This window comes from Pseudomonas rhizoryzae (genome assembly GCF_005250615.1).
GTDB classification, from domain to species: Bacteria; Pseudomonadota; Gammaproteobacteria; order Pseudomonadales; family Pseudomonadaceae; genus Chryseomonas; species Chryseomonas rhizoryzae.
This window is the reverse complement of sequence record NZ_SULM01000012.1, coordinates 45,533-63,118: the sequence shown is the minus strand read 5'-3', so window position 1 is coordinate 63,118 and position 17,586 is coordinate 45,533. Positions and strand designations below refer to the sequence as shown.

The following is a 17,586-nucleotide window of genomic DNA, read 5'->3' as shown; positions in this document are numbered from 1 at the left end:
AGTGGTTTGTATGAACAGGGCAACCCTAACGCCCCCGATACGCCTTCCCATAGTGCCTTTCCAGGCGTGACTGCATGAACTCCATCGCCAGCGACAGCAGCCAGTAGAGCACCGCGGCGGTGGTCAGCATCTCCAGGTAGCGGTAGCTGGAGCGGCCGTAGGACTGGGCTAGGAACATGACTTCCCAGACGCCCATCACCGAGACCAGGGAGGAGTCCTTGAGCATGGAGATGAACTGGCTGGTGGTGGGCGGGATGATGCTGCGCATGGCCTGGGGTAGGGTGACGCGCCAGAAGATCACCCGGGGCGCCAGGCCCAGGGCCAGGGCTGCTTCGCGTTGACCGGCGGGGACGCCAAGCAGGCCGGCGCGGAAGATCTCGCTCAGGTAGGCACCGTAGTTCAGCGACAGGGCGAGGATGCCGGCGCTGATGGCGCCCGGTACCACGCCGATCTGCGGCAGCCCCAGGTAGATCAGCAGGATCTGGATCAGCAGCGGGGTACCGCGAAAGAATGACGCGTAGAAGGTGGCCACGCCATAGGCGAGGGCACTGGACGACAGTCGCCCCAGGGCGGCGGCGAAGCCGAGCAGCACCGAGACGGCGATGGAGCAGAGGCTGAGGAACAGCGTCAGCGCCGCGCCCTGCAGGAAGCCGTTGGGGCCCAGGCGCCAGCCCACCAGGTTGGGTAGGCGTGGCCAGACGCTGGCGAACTTAAGATCGAAACCCAGCACGAAGACCACGCCCCCGGCCAGCAGCGCCAGCCAGGTCAGCCAGACGCGGGTACGAAAGCTCAGCAGGGGGCGGCGCTGGGGCGGGGGCGGGAGTTCGGTCATTGGGTGATGTCGGCGCCGATCCACTTCTCGGAGATGCGCTTCAGGGTGCCGTCCTGGCGCAGGCCGTCGATGATCTCACGCAGCTTGGCGGCGAATTCCGGATCGCCCTTCTCGATGGCCACGGCGTTGGGCTCGGCATAGAGCGCGGCGCCGGCCAGCTTGAACTTGCCGTCCTGGGCGATGCGCGGCTGGGCGGTCACCAGGTTGGTCAGGACGGCGTCCAGACGGGTGCCAGCGCCCAGCGCCAGATCCTGGAAGGCGACGTTGTCATCGGGGAAGGGCACCACCTGGACATTGTCGAAGGGATAGCTCAGCGGCTTGTCTTCCTGGCCCTCGATGGTCAGGTCCTTGTTCAGGTAGCTCTCGTAGGAAGAGGCGCTGGTGACGCCGACCTTCTTGCCCGAGAGATCCTTGGCGGCGTGGATGCGGTCGTCACCGGCGTTGACCACGATCACCGCCGGCGAGGCGTAGTAGTTGACCGGGAAATCGAACACCTGGGCGCGCGCCTGGCTGGGCGTCATGGAGCAGATGCAGACATCGTAGCGACCGCTCCAACGACCGGCGGCGATCACGTCCCAGGAGGGCGTCTCCAGGCGCAGCTTGACGCCCAGCTTGTCGGCTACCGCCTTGGCCACGTCCACGTCGAAGCCTTCCAGCTGGTTCTGGGCATTGAGCTGGGAGAAGGGCGGATAGCTTTCCATGAGCACGTTGACCAACTCGCCCTTGGCCTTGATACGGTCCAGGGTGGCGCCGGCCGAGGCCGAGGTGGCGACCAGCGCCAGGGTCAGGCCGAGGGCCGATAGCAGAGCGGTTCTCATGGGGGCGTCCTTTGCAAAGGGAAAGAGGGCCTGGTATTAGAGAGATATGAGAACCGATATTGAACTCTGTTTTAGTTATAAGGAAAAGTGAAATAGCTATATGGCCAACATGAATCTTGTTCTTCTCGACGGTGGCATGGGCCGTGAACTGCAAAGACGCGGCGCGCCCTTTCGCCAGCCGGAGTGGTCGGCCCTGGCGCTGAGCGAGGCACCCGAGCAGGTGGAAGCGGTGCATCGCGCCTATATCGAGGCCGGCGCCCAGGTGATCACCAGCAATAGCTATGCGGTGGTGCCCTTCCATATCGGTGAGCAGCGTTTCGCCGCCGAAGGCGAGGCCCTGGCCGCACGCGCTGGCCAACTGGCGCGGCAGGCGGTGACCGCCAGCGGGCAGCCGGTGCGGGTGGCGGGGTCCCTGCCGCCCCTGTTCGGCTCCTATCGCCCCGATCTGTTCGAGCCAGCGCGGGTGGACGAGGTGCTGCAGCCGCTGATCCGCGGCCTGGCGCCTCACGTGGATCTCTGGTTGGCGGAGACCCAGAGTTCGCTGGCCGAGGTGCGCGCCATCGCCGCTGGCCTGCCGGACGATGGCAAGCCGCTGTGGCTGTCCTTCACCCTCAAGGACGAAGACGTCGACGCGGTGCCGCGCCTGAGATCCGGCGAGCCGGCGGCCGAGGCCGCGCAACTGGCGGTGGAGCTGGGCGCCGGGGCGTTGCTGTTCAACTGCAGCCAGCCCGAGGTGATGGCGGCGGCACTGGACAGCGCCCGTGAGACCTTTGCCACGGCGGGCGTCGAGATCCCGTTCGGCGCCTATGCCAACGCCTTCCCGCCCCAACCCGAAGAGGCCACCGCCAACGACGGGCTCGACCCGCTGCGCCCCGACCTCGATCCGCCTGGCTACCTCAGCTTCGCCCAGGACTGGCAGGCGCGCGGCGCGACCCTGATCGGCGGCTGCTGCGGCATCGGCCCGGAGCACATCGCGGTGCTCGACCAGCGGCTGCGCGGCTGAACACGCCAGATCGCCTCGTCGCCTTGGCGGGGGCGAGGCGGCCTGACCCGGTGCAAGTCGGGCGGGCGTCATCCCTGCTGCCTATCCCCTCGTCCGCGACCGTCGCGGCAGCGGCCGCAAGGCCTCCGGCAAGACGCCGGGCGCCGCTTCGTCCTGACCGACCATCCCAGGCCGACATCCCCTTTCCACCACGCAAGGCTGGCGAAAGGTTGACCTTTTAGGATCCGTTCAAGACCCGCCTCCGTGAGCGGGCGACGTGCCTACAAAAATAACCAGGATCCTTGCCATGTCGTACCTGTCCCCCCGGGCGTCTCTGCACGCCACCGTCCCCTGGATTTTCGCCCTCACCGCGCCCCAACGCCGCGGCTGAACCCTCTCCTTTTCGCGAAATTTCCAGAGGTATTCCCATGCTGACTTTCCTCGGCTTCGCCATGGTCATGACCTTCATGTACCTGATCATGACCAAGCGCCTCTCTCCGCTGATCGCCCTGACCATGGTGCCGATCGCCTTCGCCGTGCTGGCCTGGGCGCTGTCCAGCGAATTCGCCAGCCTTGGCCACGTCAAGCTCGACGCCCTCGGCCCGATGATGCTCGACGGCATCCGCAAGCTGGCGCCCACCGGCGTGATGCTGCTGTTCGCCATCCTCTACTTCGCGGTGATGATCGACACCGGCCTGTTCGATCCGGCGGTGCGCTGGATCCTCAAGCTGGTCAAGGGCGATCCGCTCAAGGTGGCCATGGGCACCGTCTTCCTGACCCTGGTGGTCTCCCTGGATGGTGACGGCTCGACCACCTACATGATCTGCGTGGCGGCCATGTTCCCGCTGTACCGGCGCCTGGGTATGAATCCGCTGATCATGACCTGCCTGATGCTGCTCTCCAGCGGGGTGATGAACCTGACCCCCTGGGGTGGTCCGACCGCCCGCGCCGCCAGCGCCCTGCACGTGGACCCAGCCGACGTCTTCGTGCCCATGATCGCGCCCATGCTGCTGGCCATCGCCTGGCTGTTCTTCCTGGCCTACCTCTATGGCCGCCGCGAGCGCGCCCGCCTGGGCATCCTGCAGATCGGCGAGACCGAGGGCGCCGACGTCACCGTCTCCCAGTGCGCCGAGGCCCGCCGCCCGCAGCTACGCTGGTTCAACGGCCTGCTGACCCTGGCGCTGATGGCCGCGCTGATCATGGGCGTGCTGCCGATGCCGGTGCTGTTCATGATCGCCTTCGGCATCGCCATGACCGTCAACTACCGCTGCCTGAACCTGCAGAAGCAGCGCATCGCCGCCCATGCCGAAAACGTCCTGGCGGTGGTCTCGCTGATTTTCGCCGCGGGCATCTTCACCGGCATCCTCTCCGGGACCGGCATGGTCGACGCCATGTCCAAGGGCCTGCTGGCGGTGATCCCGGACGCCCTGGGGCCGTACATGGCGGTGATCACCGCCCTGGTCAGCCTGCCGTTCACCTTCTTCATCTCCAACGATGCCTTCTACTTCGGCGTGCTGCCGGTGCTGGCCGAGGCCGCCGCGGCCTATGGCATCAGCCCGGTGGAAATCGCCCGGGCCTCTATCGTCGGTCAGCCCGTGCATCTGCTCAGCCCCCTGGTGCCCTCGACCTACCTGCTGGTGGGCCTGGCCAAGGTGGAATTCGGCGATCATCAGCGCTTCACCCTGAAGTGGGCCACCGTGACCTGCCTGTTCCTGCTGGTCGGTGCTTTGTTACTGGGTGTGTTTCCGCTGTACAGCCGCTAGAGTTTTACCAACTGTACGACTAGCCTTGCCGGCTGTTCGAAAAGGGCGCGTCGTCCGGCGCGCCTTTTCCATTAGAGCGCGCCCCTAGACGCGCCTGACGAGAGGATTTGCAATGGAGTGGTTGACCAACCCGGAAATCTGGGTCGCTTTCTTTACCCTGACGGCCCTGGAGATCGTCCTGGGCATCGACAACATCATCATGATCTCCATCCTGGTCAGCCGCATGCCCAAGCACATGCAGGCACGGACCCGTTTCTTCGGCCTGGCTCTGGCCATGGTCACCCGTATCCTGCTGCTCTTGTCCATCACCTGGGTGATGCGCCTCACCGCCGATCTGTTCTTCGTCTTCGGCCAGGGCATCTCCGGCCGTGACCTCATCCTCTTCTTCGGGGGCCTGTTCCTCTTGTGGAAGAGCAGCGCCGAGATCTACCACGGTCTGGAAGGCGAGGAAGAGCAGGACGAAGACGCCCCGCCGAAGAAGGGCAGCGGCTTCATCGGCACCATCATCCAGATCGCCATCATCGACATCGTCTTCTCGCTGGACTCGGTGATCACCGCGGTCGGCATGGTCAGCCACGTGCCGGTGATGGTCGCGGCGATCATCGTCGCGGTGCTGGTGATGATGCTGGCGGCCGGTGCCATCAGCAATTTCATCGACAAGCACCCGAGCCTGAAGATGCTGGCGCTGTCCTTCCTGATCGTGGTCGGTACGGTGCTCATCGCCGAAGCCTTCGAAGTCCATGTGCCCAAGGGCTACGTCTACTTCGCCATGGCCTTCTCGCTGGCGGTGGAAGCCATCAATATCCGCCTGCGTGGCAAGGCCAAGGCGCGCGCGGCGGTCAAGCTGCGCAAGGAGCAGATCTGAGCCCAGCGGCGGAACCCACCTCGGTCCACGCCGCCTAACTCAGCAGGTCCCCGCGAGCCCGAAGGTGCCCTACCTTCGGGCTCGCGCGTCTGTGCAGGACGGTCATTAAACTTTTATGACAAGCTCGCCAGGAGTTCTTGGACACGCGCCGGGAGGGCGCCGCGATGCTGACACTGCTCAACCTGCTATCCGCCGTGTCCCTGCTGGTGTGGGGCACCCATATCGTGCGTACCGGCATCCTGCGGGTGTACGGCGCCAGCCTGCGCCGGGTGCTCAGCCGCAGCATGCAGCGCATGCCGCTGGCCTTCCTCTCCGGCATCGCCGTCACCGCCCTGGTGCAGAGCAGCAACGCCACCGCGCTGCTGGTGACCTCCTTCGTCGCCCAGGGCCTGGTGCCCCTCACCCCGGCGCTGGCCATCATGCTCGGTGCCGACGTGGGCACCGCGCTGATGGCGCGGGTGCTGACCTTCGATCTTTCCTGGCTGTCGCCGCTGCTGATCTTTCTCGGCGTGGTGTTCTTTCTCGGCCGCAAGCAGACCCGCGCCGGCCAGCTCGGCCGGGTCGCCATCGGCCTGGGCCTGATCATCCTGGCGCTGCAACTGATCGTCGAGGCGGCTTCGCCCATGACCCACGCCGCCGGGGTCAAGGTGCTGTTCTCCTCGCTGACCGGTGACCAACTGCTCGACGCCCTGACCGGTGCTGTCTTCGCCATGGTCTCCTACTCCAGCCTGGCGGCGGTGCTGCTCACCGCCACCCTGGCCGGCTCCGCGGTCATCTCGCTCAAGGTGGCGCTGTGCCTGGTGGTGGGCGCCAACCTGGGCAGCGGGGTGCTGGCCTTGATGGGCGCGGCCAAGCAGGGCGTCGAGGCGCGGCGGGTGGCGGTGGGCAGCCTGCTGTTCAAGCTCGCCGGCTGTGTGCTGGTACTGCCCTGGATCGGCCTCTTGGCCGACTGGCTGCAGGGCTACGACTTCAACGAGGCCGAGGTGGTGATCGGCTTCCACGTCGCCTACAACCTGGTGCGTTGCCTACTGTTCCTGCCACTCACCGGGCCGCTGGCGCGCTTCTGCACCGCCATCCTGCCGTCCCGGGAGAGCGCCGAGACCATCCTGCGGCCGCGCCACCTGGACACCGCGGCGCTGGACACCCCGGCCCTGGCGCTGACCAATGCCTCTCGCGAACTGCTGCGCATGGGCGACGTCATCGAGCAGATGCTGCAGCACCTGCTGGTGCTGGTCAGTGGCGCTGGCGACAAGCAACTGGCCCGCGAGGTGCGCCGCCTCGACGATGACGTCGACGCCCTCTATACGGCGATCAAGCTGTACCTGGCGCGGATGCCGCGCGAGGACCTCGACGAGCGCGACAGCCGCCGTTGGGCCGAGACCATCGAGCTGGCGATCAACCTGGAGCAGGCCGGCGATCTCATCGAGCGCATGGCCAGCGACGTGGAAAGCAAGAAGATCGCCGCCCGGCGTTCCTTCTCGGCCTCCGGGGTGGAAGAGCTCACGTCCCTGCACCGGTTGCTGGTCGACAGCCTCAAACTGTGCCTGTCGGTCTATCTTTCCGGCGACCTGGACGCCGCCCGCCGCCTGCGCCGGCTCAAGCAGCGCTTCCGCTTGCTGGAGCGGCGCTACGCCCATGCCCACGTCGAGCGGCTGCACCAGCAGGTGGTGGAAAGCTTCGAGACCAGCTCCCTGCACCTGGGGCTGCTCAGCGACATGCGCCGGGTCAATTCGCTTTTCTGCAGCATCGCCCACGGCGTGCTGGAAGCGGCGGACGCCGGCTATGCCACAGAGCATGAATTACCGGTGGAGGGGCGTGAGGAATCGGGCGGGGTTTGAGGCCGCGGTTTGACCCGCGGGTTCGTGGATGAGGCTGCGCCGTCATCCACCCTACGGAGCTCCGCCGATGCTATGGGCACTTCGGTTCATCGCGGCCATGGCGGTCCGCCGATGCTGCCGCTCCTGCAGGGGCTTGACGCTTTCGTAGGAGCGGCCCATGGCCGCGATAACAAATCCGCTTACCGCACCCGGCTATCGAGCTTCTGCAAAATCCGCCAGGCCGTCTCGATCCGCGCCGGGATCGGGTAGTTGCGGTTGGCCAGGATCACCAGGCCGAGCTGGCGCTCGGGGATGAACAGCGCATAGGCGCCGAAGCCGTTGGTGGAGCCGGTCTTGTTCAGCAGGCGGGCGCCGCTGGCCGGTAGGGGCGGGTGCTGCCAGTCCACCGGTTGTGGCTCCAGGGCCATCGCCGGGGTGTTACCGGCCAGCAGTTGGGTCTTGGGCAGCGGATAGGCGTAGGCTTCCCAGCCCAGGCCCTGGGTCATGGGGCCGCTGCGGTAGTAGCCCTGTTGGGTAGTGGTGATGGCCTTGGCCAGGGGCGCCGGCAGCTTTTCAGGTTTCAGATTCGCCTCGATGAAGCCCAGCAGATCGCCCGCGGTGGTCTTGATGCCATAGGCCTCTTCGGCATAGACCCCTGGATTGACCCGCAGCGGCTGGCCCTGCTTGCCGATTCCCCAGGCATAGTGAGTCTCGGCGGCCGCTGGCACCTGCAGATAGGTGTGGCTGAGGCCCAGCGGGGTCAGCACCCGGCGCTGCAAGGCGGTGGCGAAGGACTCGTCGAGTCGCTCGGCTGACAGGGCGCCGAACAGGCCGATGCTGGGATTGGAATAGAGCCGGCGGCTGCCCGCGGGGAAGGGCGGCTGGAAGTCGCGATAGAAGGTGGTGGCCTGGGCTTCGGTGGTGATGGCGTCGGGAAACTGCAGCGGCAGCCCGCCGGCGGTATAGGTGGCCAACTGCAGCAGACTGGCCTGGCCGATGGCACTGCCGGCCAGGGCCGGGCGGACCTGCTGCGCCTTTTCGTCCAGGCGCAATCGGCCGGTCGCCGCCGCATAGGCGCCCAGGGTGGCGGTGTAGGTCTTGCTCAGGGAGCCGATCTCGAACAGGGTGGCGGCGTCCACCGGCTGGCCGCTGCGGCGGTCGGCGGTGCCGAAGTAATAGAGCCGGCGCAGGCCCGGGGCGCTGACGCCTATGGCCAGGCCGGGAATGTCCTGTTCGGTCATCACCGCACGGGCCGCGGCGCGGATCTCGTCGTCGAGGGGCGTGGCCGCCTGGGCCAGGAGCGGCAGGGCCAGGCCTAGGCCGAGCAGGCAGGAAAGGCGCGGGAAAACCGTCATGGGGGTGGGTTCCTGGAGACGAGGCCAGGAGTCTAGCCGAGCATCCGCCGCTCGGCGTGAGAACCGGACAACGCTGCGAGGTTTTGCCGCCCGTGCTGTCCATGGCTGGCTGGAGCCCGGCCATGGACTGGACTACAGTCGCCCTTTCCCTTTTTCAGGAGTCGCCCCATGTCCGCTGCCCCCCTCGTCGAACAGATCCAACTGGGCCAGTTGCCCGTCTGGCGCATCCGCGTCGGCCAGGCCGAAGCCCTGGTGGCCTGCCAGGGCGCCCATGTCCTGCGCTACGGCTTCGACGGCGAGCCGGACATCGTCTGGGGCAATCCGCAAGCCGTGTTCGAGCCCGGCACCCCGATCCGCGGCGGCATCCCGGTCTGCTGGCCCTGGTTTGGCGATCTGCTGAAGAATCCGGCCGAGGTCCAGGCCATGTGCACCACCACCGCGGACGCCCCGGCCCATGGCCTGGCGCGTCAGGTGGCCTGGCAGGCCGGGGGCGTCGAGGTGGATACCGATCGGATGCGCCTGGACTTCCACCACCGCACCTCCGCCGAGACCACCCCCGGCTGGCCCCATGCCACCGAGCTGACCCTGAGCCTGAGCGTGGGCGAGCGCCTGGAGCTGACCCTGAGCGTGCGCAACCTGGAAGATCACCCGTTGGTGCTGAGCCAGGCGCTGCACACCTATTTCGCCGTGAGCGACGTGCGCGAAGTGGGCATCGAAGGCCTGGCCAATGCCGACTACTACGACTGCCTAGACGGCTGGACGCGCAAGCGGCAGAACGGCGAGCCGACCATCACCGGCGAGACCGACCGGGTCTATGTCGGCCTACCGGCGCGCCTGGCGATCCGCGATGCCCAGTGGCAGCGTCGGCTGTTCGTCGAGACCCGCAACAGTCATTCGGCGGTGCTGTGGAATCCCTGGATCGACAAGGCGGCGCGGCTGAGCCAGTTCGCCGACGACGCCTGGCCCGGCATGCTGTGCATCGAGACCGCCCGGGTGATGGACGATGTCCTCACCGTGGCGCCTGGTGCTACGGCCGAGATGGCGGTGAGCCTGTGGCGCGAGGCGCTGTAGGGGCTGCTTAGGCGCTAGGGCTTGCCCTCACCCCGGCCCTCTCCCGGAGGGAGAGGGGGCGCTCGGATGGGCTTCGGCGCTATGGGTTGGGGCTTGCAGGCTTCAAGCGCACTCTCACCCGGCATTCTCGCTGAGGGAGAGGGGGCGCTCAGGGGACTTTGGTGCGCAGGGCTTGGCGCTGCCAGGCTTCAAGCGCACCCTCACCCTGGCCCTCTCCCAGAGAGAGAGGGGATGCTCCGATAGGCGTTGGCGTGTTGGGTATTGGCGCGTGCGCAGGGCTCACGCCTGGCTCACTGCCTTGCTGCGGCGCTTACCCAAACGCCCCCTCTCCCCCTGGGAGAGGGCCGGGGTGAGGGAACAGCCGGCACTAGCCGACCCTCACAACTCCTCGCACAGATTGCGCCCGATCCACTCGGCTGCCGCCGCGCGGTCCAGGCCGGCACCGAGCAGGGCATGCAGCTTGCCGAGGGCAGCTTCGCGGGTCATGCCTCGACCGGAGATCACACCGGCGTCGGCCAGGCCGCTGCCGGCGGCGTAGGTGCCCAGCTCCACGGTGCCTCGGGCACCCTGGCTCAGCGCGACCACGGGGACCCCGGCGTCACGCAACTCGGCCAGAGCGGCCAGAAAGTCGGCGTCGTCCGCCGGCCCCGTGCCGCTGCCATAGCACTCCAGCACCAGCCCCTGCACGCCACTGCCCGCCAGACCACGCAGGACCGCGCCGTCGACACCCGGAAACAGCGGCAAGACCGCCACCCGCACCGGTTGGCGTGGCTGGTCGAAGCGCAGCGCGGTAGGCGCGGGAACGAGGGCGTCACCACTACGCGGCCGGGCGCTTTCCACGAAGGCCTGCCAGCCGCTGCTGGCCTGCTTGGTGCAGCGCGCGGCGGGCAGGCGTTCACCATGGAATTGCACCTGCACGCCTGGCGCCAGTCCGCTGGCGAAGGCGGCGAAGCTGTCGGCCAAGTTGCCGTCGGCATCGCTGTCCGGCACGCCGGCCGGCAGCATGGAGCCGGTGAGCAGCACTGGGATGGCAAGGCCGAGCAGGCGGAAGGCCAGGGCGGCGGCACTGTAGGCCAGGGTGTCGGTGCCGTGCAGCACCAGCACGCCGCGGCAGGCCGGGTCCGCGGCCGCGGCGATGATCGCCTGGGCCATGCGTTCCCAGGCGGCGGGGGTCATGTTGGCGCTGTCGATCAGCGGCAGCAGCTCCTGCAGGCGCCAGGCCGGATCGCCCAGCTCCGGGCGGCTGGCCAGCAGGGCCTCGATGCGCGCCTCGAAGCCGGCGGCAGGGGCCAGGCCGGCGGCGGTCTCTTGCATACCGATGGTGCCGCCAGTGTAGAGGATGTGCAGGTAGGGAGCGCTCATAGGAGTTCCTGGGGATCGGGCCATGCAGGATTATCGCGGGGTCGTGGTTCGGGTCGTTGGGCTTCGGCGATGGCGCCGCCTCAACCCAACCTACGGAGTGACGTAGGTTGGGTTGAGCGCAGCGAAGCCCAACGTGACCGCAGCGGTGCTCAGTGCGCCTGGCGCGGCTGGGCGGCGCGGGCCTCGGCGACGGTCTCTTCCAGACGATCCAGCGCCGGCCAGGCCTGGCGATCCAGGTCCAGGTCGCGGAACTGGTCGGCATCGAACACCGGCTGGTCGACACCGGCACGCCGCTGGGCGTCGTAGTCGTTGAGGATGCGCATGCCGACCTTGATCAGCATGGCCAGTGCGATCAGGTTGACGAAGGCCAGGCAGGTCATGGTGATGTCGGCGAAGGCGAACACCGTGGTCAGGTTCTGCATGGAGCCCCAGCAGATCAGCACCAGCACCAGGCCACGATAGCCCAGCAGCACGGCCTTGCCGCGGCCGAGCAGGTAGCGCAGGCCGTTCTCGCCCAGGTAGATGTTGTAGAGGATGCAGGTGAAGACGAACAGCGACAGGGCGACGCTGATGAAGATGCGCCCCCAGTCACCGACCACCGCGGCCAGGGAGTTCTGGGTCAGGACGATGCCATCGCCTTCGAAGCCCGGGGTGTAGAAACCCGACAGCAGGATCAGCAGCGCGGTGCAGGTGCAGATGACGAAGGTGTCGAGGAAGACGCTGAAGGCCTGCACCACGCCCTGGGCGGCCGGGTGCTTGACTGCGGCCACGGCGGCGACGTTGGGGGCGGCACCCAGGCCGGCTTCGTTGGCGAAGACGCCGCGCTTCACGCCCATGGTGATGGCGGCGCCGAGCAGGCCGGCGAAGGCCGGTTCCAGGCCGAAGGCGCTCTTGACGATGGTCAGCAGGGTGCCGGGGACCAGGTCGATCTGGGTGACGATCACATAGAGGGTGACGGCGATGTAGGCCAGGGTCTTGACCGGTACCAGGATGTCGGAGACCGCGGCGATGCGCTTGATGCCGCCGATGAACACCAGGCCCAGCAGGATGGCCAGGGCGATCCCGGTGTACTGCACCGGCAGGCCGAAGGCGTTTTGCAGCGAATGGGTCACGGTGAAGGACTGCAGGCCGACGAAGGCGAAGCCGTAGGTCACCAGCAGCAAGCCCGAGAAGATCAGCGCCATCCAGCGCTTGTTGAGGCCATGCTGGATGTAGTACGCCGGACCGCCGACGTAGAGGCCTTCGCCGTCGGCGCGCTTGTAGACCTGCGCCAGGGTGCACTCGAAGAAGCTGCTGGCCATGCCGACCAGGGCGGTCACCCACATCCAGAACACCGCGCCGGGTCCGCCCAGGGTCACCGCCAGGCCCACGCCGGCGATGTTACCGGCACCCACGCGGCCGGCCAGGCTGAGCATCAGCGCCTGGAAGGAACTCAGGCCGTCGCCGCTGTTGCGCAGGGAGTCCTTGAATACGGTGAACATGTGCGGGAAATGACGCACCTGCACGAATCGCGAGCGCAGGGTGAAGTAGCTGCCCAGGCCGACGATCAGCACGATGAGCACGTGGCCGGACAGAAAGTCGTTGAGCATTTCTAGGTAGTGCATGAAGAATCCTCGAGCATGCTAGTGATGCCCCAAGGCCGGCTCGCACGCCGTGGGGCTATTATTGTGGGATAGCCATGCCAGAGCCGCTTCCCGTCATGGGGAGACGACGAAAATGGGCTCTGGCATGGATCGGTCCGTGCGGATCGGGCAGTGAATCGGACCGTGCGCCTAGGTTCGGCTATCCCACCGGCGTGGACAATTCCGCGCCTCGCTTCAAAATGGCGCGACTTGATGCTAGTTTTCCGGCCGTCTGTCAAGTTCGGGCGCCCGCCATGAGCGACTTTTCCGCCAATCTGCAGCTGCTCTGCCGGCACCACCGCTCGATTGCCGCCGTCTGTCGCGCCGTCGGCATCAACCGCGCCCAGTTCAATCGCTACCTCAATGGCCAGAGCCGTCCGTCGGCCTACAACCTCCAGCGGCTGGCCGATTTCTTCGCCCTGCCGGTGGCCGAGCTGCAGCTGCCGCACCGCCAGTTCGAGGCACGTCTGGGCCTGCCGGCGCAGCAGGAGAGCGGCTGGGCGGGACAGGCCCTGGGGCTGTTCGCCAGCCGCCAGGAAGGCCTGGTCCGCTACCAGGGCTACTACCACGAGTACTACCCCTCGCTGTCCACCCCCGGTGTGGTGCTCTGTGGCCTGGTGCGGCTGTTCGAGGAGCAGGGGGTGTTCCGCTACGTGCGCTTCGAACGCCTGCGCCGCCAGGGCGAGGCGATCAGCCAGGCGCGCTTTCGCTATCTGGGCCTGGCCATGAGCCTGGAAAGCCGGCTGTTCTTCACCGATTACGAATCCCTCACCGGCAACGAGCTGTCGCAGACCGTGCTCTTGCCCAGCGCGCGCAACCGCATCGATCGTCTCAATGGCCTCAAGCTCGGCGTCAGCGCCTCCGACCGGCGTGAGCCGGCCTGTACCCGGGTGGTCTGGGAGTACCTCGGTGACCGGCCGCGGCGGGGCGCGGCCTATGCCCGGATCGGTCTGTACGACTGGCAGGACCCGCGCCTGGACGACGACCTGCGCCAGCGCCTGGCCGACGTGACGCTGGTCGACCGGGTCTATCGCCTGGGTTAGAAGGGCTCGCCGATCGGGGTCAGGCAGCGATCACAGGCTTCCAGGCATATCCTGTCGCGCCCTTTTTGCTTGGCCCAGTAGAGCTGCCGATCGGCGGCTTCGATGAGGGTTTCGGCGCATTCATGATCCGGCCCGGCACAGGCGCCGCCGATGCTCACGGTCACCCGAGAATCGACGTTGGCATTGCCCAGGTGAGGGATTTCCAGCAAGCGCACCGCGTCCAGCAGGCGCTGGGCCAAGGCGCCAGCATCCTCGTTGCGCGAGGGTGTGCAAAGCAGGGCGAATTCCTCGCCGCCATAGCGGGCCAGGCAGTCACCGGGGCGTAACTCGCTGGCCAGGGCGGTGGCGACCCGTTGCAGGCAACGGTCACCAGCGGGATGTCCATAGCGGTCGTTGAAGGCCTTGAAATGGTCGACATCGATCATCAGCAACAGCAGGGGTTGAGGGTTCCGCCGTGGCAGCGCGGTGGCGAGTGCCTGCATCAGCGCCCGACGATTGGCCACGCCGGTCAGGGGATCGGTGGCGGACTGCTGCGCCAAGATGCGATTGGCGGCAGCCAGTTCCTCGTTACGCAACCGGTCGCGCAGCACCAGCAGATAGCCCCGTCGCTGCGCCCGCTCCATCCAGAAGGTCGCCAGCAGGGTGAAGAGCGTGGTGGCCATTGCCAAGGTGAACACCAGCGACGTTTCCAGGACCGGCAGGGCTTGGGCGCGGATCGCCAGGCCGATGGCCAGCAGGGCGACGGCGCTATGTGCCGCGGCCTGGCGCAGCGGCGGCGCGATGCAGCTGTTGGTATAGAGGATCAGCAGCGGCAGGATCGCCAGCCAGAGGGCGCGATGGGCGGCATCGCTGGCATCGATCTGCAGCAGGGGCGGGCCGTAGGCCAGCACGCTGGGCAGGATACCCAGCCATTCGCGCAGGGGATGCTCCGCCGGCAGCAGGCTCAATGCCAGCAACACGGCGCTCCCGCCTAGTACCACCAGGAGGCTATGCAAGGTGACGGCCCAGAAGCTGTTCGCCAGCAGGATCCAGTCCCAGATCGAAAAGCAGGCGTAGGCCAGGATAGCCAGCGTCAGGCTGATGCGCAGATGACGGCGCCGTGACCTGGCGATGTCTTGCTGATAGTGCTGTTCCAGCTCGGGCTCGAAGCGCAGGGCCCAGAAGGGCTGGTCCAGCGCTCGGGCAAGAGTGAGATTGAGAGGCATCGGCCGTACCTGGCGGAAGGATCCGGGTGGATCTCTTAGGCAGCGTCAGTCTCTTGGAGCGAGCGTTGGTTCCTGGCCCGAATAGAGAAAGCGCCGAATGGTAGCTATTTGCCACCATTCGGTCTGCTTGAGACATCATGATCCGTAACGGCCGGCCTCGCTCGTGTCCTGGCCGGAGTGTGCCGCGCCCAAGAGACGCGGCGACCATCCTAGATCGACTAGCCACCGAACCAACGCAGGCAAGGACGCCTCGGGGTGGCGGCAGCCTTCCAGGCGAGCAGGCTACTGCTCCTGGGTGTTGCCGTCAGACCTTGGCCTTGAGCGGCACCAGCCGCGGGGCGATCATGTTTTCCGGGCGCAGGATGTCGTCCAGGGTCGCCTCGTCCAAGAGGTTCTCCTCGCGCACCAGCTCCAGCACGCCGCGACCGCTTTCCAGTGCCGTCTTGGCGATGCGCGTGGAGGTCTCGTAGCCGAGGTAAGGGTTGAGCGCGGTGACCAGGCCGATGGAGTGCTCCACCTGGCGGCGGCAATGCTCGACGTTGGCGGTGATACCGGTGATGCAGTGCTCGCGCAGCATGTCCATGGCGCGCTGCAAGAGGCGGATGGAGTCGAAGATCTTGTAGGCGATCAAGGGCTCCATGACGTTGAGCTGCAGCTGGCCGCCTTCGGCCGCCAGGGTCAGCGCCAGGTCGTTGCCGATGATCTCGAAGGCCACCTGGTTGACCGCCTCGGGGATCACCGGATTGACCTTGCCCGGCATGATGGAGCTGCCCGGCTGGCGCGGCGGCAGGTTGATCTCGTTGATGCCGGTGCGCGGACCGCTGGAGAGCAGGCGCAGGTCGTTGCAGATCTTCGACAGCTTCACCGCGGTGCGCTTGAGCATGCCGGAGAACAGCACGAAGGCGCCCATGTCCGAGGTGGCTTCGATCAGGTCGGCGGCGGGCTTGAGCGGCTGGCCGCTGATCTCCGCCAGGCGCTGCACGGCGAGGAGCTGGTAGCCGGGGTCGGCGTTGATGCCGGTGCCGATGGCGGTACCGCCCAGGTTGACCTCGGTAAGCAGCTCCGGCGCCAGGCTCTTCAGCCGCGCCAGGTCCTCGCCCAGGGTGGTGGCGAAGGCATGGAATTCCTGGCCGAGGGTCATGGGCACCGCGTCCTGCAGCTGGGTGCGACCCATCTTCAGCACCTCGGCGAACTCAACGCCCTTGGCGGCGAAGGCGGTGATCAGGCTGTCCAGGCTGGCGAGCAGGGCGTCGTGGCCGAGCAGCAGGCCCAGGCGGATGGCGGTGGGGTAGGCGTCGTTGGTCGACTGCGCCATGTTGACGTCGTTGTTCGGGTGCAGGTGGCGATACTCGCCCTTGGCGTGGCCAAGGATCTCCAGCGCCACGTTGGCGATCACCTCGTTGGCGTTCATGTTGGTCGAGGTGCCGGCGCCGCCCTGGATCATGTCCACCACGAACTGGTCGTGGAATTCGCCACGGATGATGCGCGAGCAGGCCTCATTGATCGACTGGTGCTTTTCTGCCGGCAGATGGCCGAGGCGGTGGTTGGCGTCGGCCGCGGCCTGCTTGACCATGGCCAGGGCCACCACCAGCTTCGGATAGTGCCCGAGGGGCACGCCGGAGAGGCGGAAGTTCTGTACGGCGCGCAGGGTCTGGATGCCGTAGTAAGCCTCGGCGGGGACGTCGAGAGTGCCGAGCAGATCTTTTTCGAGGCGGACGGATGATGCAGAGTCGGACATGATAGCGTTAGGCTTCGATCAAGCGGCGGGCGCCGCGATGGCCTAGAATCTAGGCCTGCCAGCCGATCCCGGCCAATGCCGATCCGCCAAGCCTCATGCCGGATCGGCATAACTCCCGTTGTGACCTCGTGAGATCCGACGACGTATGGGTGCCATGAACATCGAATTCAAATGGCTGGAAGACTTCGTCGCCCTGGCGGCCACCTACAGCTTTTCCCAGGCCGCCGAAAAGCGCTTCGTCACCCAGCCCGCCTTCAGCCGGCGCATCCGCGCCCTGGAGGAAAGCGTCGGCCTGACCCTGGTCGACAGATCCCACACCCCGGTCAGCCTCACCGAGGCCGGGCAACTGTTCCTGGTCACGGCGCGCAGCGTGGTGGAGCAGCTGGGCGAGACGGTACGTCACCTGCACCACCTCGAAGGCGGGCAGGGCGAGGTACTGCAATTCGCCGCCGCCCATTCCCTGGCCCTGGGTTTCTTCCCGCAGTGGATCGCCGGCCTGCGCGGCCAGGGCTTGGCGCTGGCCAGCCGGCTGGTGGCCACCAACGTCGGCGACGCCATCCACGCCCTGCGCGACGGCGCCTGCGACCTGATGCTGGCCTTCCACGATCCCGACGCCGCCCTGCAGATGGACCCGGAACTCTTCCCCTCGCTGCACCTGGCGCACACCGCCATGCTGCCGGTCTGCGCCACCGACGGCGACGGCCAGCCACTGTTCCAACTGGACGGGGAGGGTAGCGTGCCCCTGCTGGCCTACAGCGCCGGCGCCTTCCTCGGTCGCTCGGTGAATCTGCTGTTGCGCCAGCGCAAGCTGCGCGCCGTCACCCTCTACGAAACCGCCATGGCCGACAGCCTCAAGACCATGGCGCTGCAGGGCCTGGGCGTGGCCTGGGTGCCGCAACTGTCGGTGGCGGCGGAACTGGCGCGTGGCGAGCTGGCGGTGTGCGGCGACGCCGCCTGGCAGGTCGGCCTGGAGATCCGTCTCTATCGCTGTGCCCTGTTGCGCAAGCGGCTGGTGCAGCAGGTCTGGCGGCATCTGGAGACGCAGCGCCACAGCGGCTGATCGGTGGTACTCGATTATGCTGATTTCGGCATTTCGCTAGCCGACGTCCTGCA

14 protein-coding genes are annotated in these 17,586 nt (G+C 67.1%); 7 read left to right on the top strand and 7 right to left on the bottom strand.

What is annotated here, in order from left to right; genetic code table 11:
* Positions 1-25: 25 nt before the first annotated feature.
* Both FAZ11_RS19310 and FAZ11_RS19305 read right to left on the bottom strand, forming a co-directional pair.
* On the bottom strand, positions 26-832 hold the full coding sequence (locus tag FAZ11_RS19310) for an amino acid ABC transporter permease (RefSeq protein WP_058773845.1): 807 nt from the start codon (positions 830-832) through the stop codon (positions 26-28).
* A complete protein-coding gene (locus tag FAZ11_RS19305) occupies positions 829-1,650 on the bottom strand; it encodes an ABC transporter substrate-binding protein (protein ID WP_058773844.1) in 822 nt (273 codons plus the stop codon). The genes FAZ11_RS19310 and FAZ11_RS19305 overlap by 4 nt, the downstream gene beginning before the upstream one ends.
* A gap of 100 nt (positions 1,651-1,750) precedes the next feature.
* Here FAZ11_RS19305 and FAZ11_RS19300 point away from each other — a divergent pair, with 100 nt between their 5' ends.
* The 4 genes from FAZ11_RS19300 to FAZ11_RS19285 all read left to right on the top strand — a co-directional run bounded on the left by FAZ11_RS19300 (position 1,751) and on the right by FAZ11_RS19285 (position 7,098).
* On the top strand, positions 1,751-2,653 hold the full coding sequence (locus FAZ11_RS19300) for a homocysteine S-methyltransferase family protein (protein WP_058773843.1): 903 nt from the start codon (positions 1,751-1,753) through the stop codon (positions 2,651-2,653).
* Positions 2,654-3,060: 407 nt separating this feature from the next.
* Positions 3,061-4,395: a CitMHS family transporter gene (locus FAZ11_RS19295; RefSeq protein WP_058773842.1), complete on the top strand. Its 1,335-nt coding sequence runs from the start codon at positions 3,061-3,063 to the stop codon at positions 4,393-4,395.
* Positions 4,396-4,507: 112 nt separating this feature from the next.
* Positions 4,508-5,260 carry a TerC family protein gene (locus tag FAZ11_RS19290; RefSeq protein WP_058762268.1) on the top strand — a complete coding sequence of 251 codons (753 nt, stop codon included), beginning with the start codon at positions 4,508-4,510 and terminating at the stop codon, positions 5,258-5,260.
* Positions 5,261-5,424: 164 nt separating this feature from the next.
* Positions 5,425-7,098, top strand: coding sequence for a Na/Pi cotransporter family protein (locus FAZ11_RS19285; protein ID WP_058773841.1), 1,674 nt, complete (start codon positions 5,425-5,427; stop codon positions 7,096-7,098).
* Between the two features lie 179 nt (positions 7,099-7,277).
* Here FAZ11_RS19285 and ampC read toward each other — a convergent pair whose 3' ends face one another.
* Positions 7,278-8,432: a class C beta-lactamase gene (gene ampC / locus FAZ11_RS19280; protein WP_058773840.1), complete on the bottom strand. Its 1,155-nt coding sequence runs from the start codon at positions 8,430-8,432 to the stop codon at positions 7,278-7,280.
* Between the two features lie 168 nt (positions 8,433-8,600).
* On the opposite strand from ampC, the gene FAZ11_RS19275 reads away from it, so the two are divergent.
* Positions 8,601-9,503 carry a D-hexose-6-phosphate mutarotase gene (locus FAZ11_RS19275; protein ID WP_058767431.1) on the top strand — a complete coding sequence of 301 codons (903 nt, stop codon included), beginning with the start codon at positions 8,601-8,603 and terminating at the stop codon, positions 9,501-9,503.
* A 378-nt stretch (positions 9,504-9,881) separates the two neighbouring features.
* On the opposite strand, the gene FAZ11_RS19270 is transcribed toward FAZ11_RS19275, so the two are convergent.
* On the bottom strand, positions 9,882-10,865 hold the full coding sequence (locus FAZ11_RS19270) for an asparaginase (protein ID WP_058773674.1): 984 nt from the start codon (positions 10,863-10,865) through the stop codon (positions 9,882-9,884).
* A 149-nt stretch (positions 10,866-11,014) separates the two neighbouring features.
* On the bottom strand, positions 11,015-12,469 hold the full coding sequence (locus FAZ11_RS19265; protein WP_058762273.1) for an alanine/glycine:cation symporter family protein: 1,455 nt from the start codon (positions 12,467-12,469) through the stop codon (positions 11,015-11,017).
* A 272-nt stretch (positions 12,470-12,741) separates the two neighbouring features.
* Here FAZ11_RS19265 and FAZ11_RS19260 point away from each other — a divergent pair, with 272 nt between their 5' ends.
* A complete protein-coding gene (locus FAZ11_RS19260) occupies positions 12,742-13,530 on the top strand; it encodes a helix-turn-helix domain-containing protein (protein ID WP_058773673.1) in 789 nt (262 codons plus the stop codon).
* Here the strand turns inward: FAZ11_RS19260 and FAZ11_RS19255 are convergent.
* Both FAZ11_RS19255 and FAZ11_RS19250 read right to left on the bottom strand, forming a co-directional pair.
* Complete coding sequence (locus FAZ11_RS19255) at positions 13,527-14,735, bottom strand: GGDEF domain-containing protein (protein ID WP_058773672.1); 1,209 nt, start codon at positions 14,733-14,735, stop codon at positions 13,527-13,529. The two genes, FAZ11_RS19260 and FAZ11_RS19255, sit on opposite strands and share 4 nt — an antisense overlap.
* A 304-nt stretch (positions 14,736-15,039) precedes the next feature.
* Positions 15,040-16,473 (bottom strand): aspartate ammonia-lyase, encoded by a 1,434-nt coding sequence (locus FAZ11_RS19250; protein ID WP_058773671.1) that lies wholly within the window; start codon positions 16,471-16,473, stop codon positions 15,040-15,042.
* A 154-nt stretch (positions 16,474-16,627) separates the two neighbouring features.
* Between FAZ11_RS19250 and FAZ11_RS19245 the strand changes: the two genes are divergently transcribed.
* The gene (locus tag FAZ11_RS19245; RefSeq protein ID WP_058773670.1) at positions 16,628-17,533 is read left to right on the top strand and encodes a LysR substrate-binding domain-containing protein; all 906 of its coding nucleotides are present in this window, start codon (positions 16,628-16,630) and stop codon (positions 17,531-17,533) included.
* Positions 17,534-17,586: the final 53 nt, after the last annotated feature.

What these genes read in the sequence shown, in the direction of transcription:
- FAZ11_RS19310 (WP_058773845.1), bottom strand. Translation starts at nt 832, where the DNA reads ATGACCGAACTCCCGCCCCCGCCCCAGCGCCGCCCCCTGCTGAGCTTT.
- FAZ11_RS19305 (WP_058773844.1), bottom strand. Translation starts at nt 1,650, where the DNA reads ATGAGAACCGCTCTGCTATCGGCCCTCGGCCTGACCCTGGCGCTGGTC.
- FAZ11_RS19300 (WP_058773843.1), top strand. Translation starts at nt 1,751, where the DNA reads ATGGCCAACATGAATCTTGTTCTTCTCGACGGTGGCATGGGCCGTGAA.
- FAZ11_RS19295 (WP_058773842.1), top strand. Translation starts at nt 3,061, where the DNA reads ATGCTGACTTTCCTCGGCTTCGCCATGGTCATGACCTTCATGTACCTG.
- FAZ11_RS19290 (WP_058762268.1), top strand. Translation starts at nt 4,508, where the DNA reads ATGGAGTGGTTGACCAACCCGGAAATCTGGGTCGCTTTCTTTACCCTG.
- FAZ11_RS19285 (WP_058773841.1), top strand. Translation starts at nt 5,425, where the DNA reads ATGCTGACACTGCTCAACCTGCTATCCGCCGTGTCCCTGCTGGTGTGG.
- ampC (WP_058773840.1), bottom strand. Translation starts at nt 8,432, where the DNA reads ATGACGGTTTTCCCGCGCCTTTCCTGCCTGCTCGGCCTAGGCCTGGCC.
- FAZ11_RS19275 (WP_058767431.1), top strand. Translation starts at nt 8,601, where the DNA reads ATGTCCGCTGCCCCCCTCGTCGAACAGATCCAACTGGGCCAGTTGCCC.
- FAZ11_RS19270 (WP_058773674.1), bottom strand. Translation starts at nt 10,865, where the DNA reads ATGAGCGCTCCCTACCTGCACATCCTCTACACTGGCGGCACCATCGGT.
- FAZ11_RS19265 (WP_058762273.1), bottom strand. Translation starts at nt 12,469, where the DNA reads ATGCACTACCTAGAAATGCTCAACGACTTTCTGTCCGGCCACGTGCTC.
- FAZ11_RS19260 (WP_058773673.1), top strand. Translation starts at nt 12,742, where the DNA reads ATGAGCGACTTTTCCGCCAATCTGCAGCTGCTCTGCCGGCACCACCGC.
- FAZ11_RS19255 (WP_058773672.1), bottom strand. Translation starts at nt 14,735, where the DNA reads ATGCCTCTCAATCTCACTCTTGCCCGAGCGCTGGACCAGCCCTTCTGG.
- FAZ11_RS19250 (WP_058773671.1), bottom strand. Translation starts at nt 16,473, where the DNA reads ATGTCCGACTCTGCATCATCCGTCCGCCTCGAAAAAGATCTGCTCGGC.
- FAZ11_RS19245 (WP_058773670.1), top strand. Translation starts at nt 16,628, where the DNA reads ATGAACATCGAATTCAAATGGCTGGAAGACTTCGTCGCCCTGGCGGCC.